General features: G+C 42.4%; 4 protein-coding genes. All 4 read left to right on the forward strand.

All coding sequences use genetic code 11. From position 1 onward, the window contains the following. The coding region (locus tag QTO00_RS17195) for a response regulator transcription factor (RefSeq protein ID WP_331425869.1) at nt 1-381 on the forward strand (381 nt) is incomplete at its 5' end. Next, nucleotides 381-1259 (forward strand): DUF2861 family protein, encoded by an 879-nt coding sequence (locus tag QTO00_RS17200; RefSeq protein ID WP_331425870.1) that lies wholly within the window; start codon nt 381-383, stop codon nt 1257-1259. The genes QTO00_RS17195 and QTO00_RS17200, both read left to right, overlap by 1 nt. 60 nt (nt 1260-1319) lie before the next feature. Further along, nucleotides 1320-2525 (forward strand): conjugal transfer protein TraF, encoded by a 1206-nt coding sequence (locus QTO00_RS17205; protein WP_331425871.1) that lies wholly within the window; start codon nt 1320-1322, stop codon nt 2523-2525. Nucleotides 2526-2607: 82 nt separating this feature from the next. Continuing rightward, nucleotides 2608-2754, forward strand: a complete 147-nt coding sequence (locus QTO00_RS17210; protein WP_331425872.1) for a YoaH family protein — start codon at nt 2608-2610, stop codon at nt 2752-2754. Nucleotides 2755-3116 lie beyond the last annotated feature (362 nt).

Here is a 3116-nt window from a genome sequence, read left to right on the forward strand (position 1 = left end):
GCTAATGATTACCTTACTAAGCCATTTGCAGAGGCTGAACTGTTTGCTCGTATCCGTGCACAACTTCGTGCACCGGAAGGTGAAGCGCAGGACGACAACAAAGTTCTGACAGAAAATCTGATTATCGATAAATCTACGCGTGAAGTGACCTATAAAGATGAGTTGATCACTTTAACACGTACTGAGTTTGATCTGCTGTTGTTTTTGGCAAGCAATCTGGGGCGAGTGTTCACACGCGATGAGCTTCTTGATCATGTATGGGGCTACAACCATTTTCCAACGACTCGTACTGTTGATACGCATGTACTACAGCTACGCCAGAAACTGCCTGGCCTTGAGATAGAAACACTGCGCGGTGTTGGTTACAAAATGAAAGCGTAATGAGAAAAGTTTCGCTATTGGTCGGTGCATTGATAGTCAGTGCACCGACATCTGCCGACAACGTGCCTTGGTTTGAGAGCAACACACCATTGACTCAGGCACATCGGAATTTGCTAAATAATGATCTTCCATCGATGTTTGCATCGTTAGTGGAAGTTTGGCAGCTCGATAAAAACCGCTCATTGACCCCGCATTTGAATGAACTATTTTTGCAGTCACTCGATGTTGATTGTGGTAAAAGCCTCGATAATCGAACCCTTCCTCAATGGATTACCAACGTTACGGTCCGTCGTAGTGAAATTCAAAGCCCGGGTAGGGATGCTTACCGTGCGATTGTTGAGGTCGAATCTGCCCGAGAAATCAGTGATATCACGTTGACCCGCTGGGTAAATAAAACTTTATCTACCGACAACTCTTTTGTTAGGGGCTCGGGTAGCTCTGAGCAAGGTACCACCAAATATACCAAACGCTATAATCTCAATACTCAAGCTAGAAGTGGATTATATAGAATAGATGTAACGGCAATGGATCAATCGTCATGGAGTTCTTGGCTGATACTCGCCAGCCCAAAAGCTGAAGTGACTGTTAGGTGGGACGCTAAAGCACAATGGGGGGTTGAGAAAACTGCATTGCTTAATCCTCATTGCCCACTGCCGAAACTTAATGTTGCTTTATATGACTATGTCGATGGTAGTTACAACCAGGTATGGGGTCAAAGCTATGATTCCGATTATCCAACATCCTTAAGTGGTGATGAAGTAGAGAAAGGGCGCTATGTGTTAGCTGTCTCAATCAATCACCAACGCTGGCAAGGACCAATAATTGTTGAACAAACACAAATTATTAGTAAGACATACGATGTTTCAGTGGAGGAATAATTAAAGTTAATAGACAATTGAACGATATAAACATATGGAACAAAAAAGTTTATACCGATTATGGAAAACAAATTAAAACTCCTCACTTTGTCTATTGCCTTAGCGGCCAACTCTGCATCTGCTGCAAATTATGCTATTGAAGCTCGTGGTGATGCGATGGGCGGAGTCGGTGTTGTTTCTGCAAACTTCTTAACCGCGCCATTTTACAACCCGGCGCTAACCGCTATCTATCGACGCAACGATGACTACGGAATGATCACCCCAAGCTTTGGTTTATCGTATAGCGATGAACATATGATGGTAGATGATCTCGACAAAGCTTCGGATCTCATTGATCAAGCAATCGGTGGTGACTATTCAAACATATCTGAACTACAAAGCACTCTAGATGCGCTTGAAGGTGACATTGCTAATTTACAAATTGGTGGTGTCGTCGCATTCGCAATTCCGAATCAATATTTGGCAATGAATGTATTTGCAAAGGCTTATGCAGAGTCATTTGCTGAAACCGATATCTACACTGGCGCTAATAGTGCTGACCCAACATTTAACCCTGCGGTAAACGCAGAGTTAAGTGGCGTGAATGCGGTTGGTCTGGGTGTCACTGAAGTGGGGATCTCACTCGCCAAATATCAAACTTTCCTAGGACAGCATATCGCGTTCGGTGTCACTCCTAAGCTTCAACGAGTTTATACTTATGTGTATCGTGCGAATTTAAACAACTACGATATTAAAGATATACGCGAAAACGGCCAAGGCGAAACCATGTTTAACATGGACGCGGGTTTTTTATGGTTTTACGGCCCGTTACGAGTTGGTGTGTCGGCGATGAACTTAGTTTCTCGTGATATTAAATCACAAGAGTTAGCTGCAACAACAGTGACTTCACGCGTAGACCCAACCCAATCTAGAACGTTTGGTGCGACGAGTTATGATTACCAAATGCGCCCACAATACACGCTTGGTGTTGGCTTAGTTGCAGACTACGCAACCATCAGTGTTGACTACGATTTAAATGAAGACGAAAAGTTCACTGTCTTCAACGACAATACCCAGATGCTGCGAGTGGGTAGCGAAATCGATATCATGCGTCAACTAAAACTTCGCGCCGGTTGGAAGCGCAACCTAGCATATGATGATCTGGATGACACGATAACTGCAGGTATTGGCCTTTCTCCACTTAACTTGTTTCAGTTAGATATTGGTGCAAGTTACACCAACGAAAATTCTATGGGTGGCTACGTTAACTTCTTAACTAGTTACTAGGGGAGTTGTTAGTCACTCGAACGACTAGCACTTAACATCGAATCGTAATATAGTCGGCTCCTAAATATTTAGGAGCCTTTTTATGTTTGATGATTTACCGCCGCTCACTCACGAAGAACAACAAAAAGCTGTAGAGAAAATTCAAGAGCTAATGACGCAGGGGATAAGTACTGCAGAAGCAATAAAAATTGTCGCGCAGCAGATTAGAGAAGAAGCCACGAAAAAATAGTCGCTTTAAGAGATAGATGCATAGAAAAGAGCAGGGAACTGCTCTTTTTTATGCGTGCAATATTTGGTGCACTATAACTAAATATTTTGAACGCCCAAGTAAAATCTAGAACTATTAACTATTTCGATTAAAAGTGACAAAGACAAAATAAGCTTTTGTAATAAAACTGAAAGTTACGATGCATCTTCTTTGTTGTGAGGTTTAAGTGTTTAAATTCAGCGGTTTAGCTTGGTTTATTGTTCTGTCACTAATTCTTAACAGTCGCTGTGTGTAATAAAATTACAGGATTGAAAGTTGTGGGTGTGGGCGCTCACTATCACCCAGTTGAATATTCTATAGAGTGATCGCGTCACGGTGAAATT

This window comes from Vibrio sp. M260118 (assembly GCF_036533755.1).
Taxonomy (GTDB): Bacteria; Pseudomonadota; Gammaproteobacteria; order Enterobacterales; family Vibrionaceae; genus Vibrio.

Bases quoted from the DNA above. Each gene is read 5' to 3' on its own strand.
- QTO00_RS17200 (WP_331425870.1), top strand. From the start codon at position 381: ATGAGAAAAGTTTCGCTATTGGTCGGTGCATTGATAGTCAGTGCACCG.
- QTO00_RS17205 (WP_331425871.1), top strand. From the start codon at position 1,320: ATGGAAAACAAATTAAAACTCCTCACTTTGTCTATTGCCTTAGCGGCC.
- QTO00_RS17210 (WP_331425872.1), top strand. From the start codon at position 2,608: ATGTTTGATGATTTACCGCCGCTCACTCACGAAGAACAACAAAAAGCT.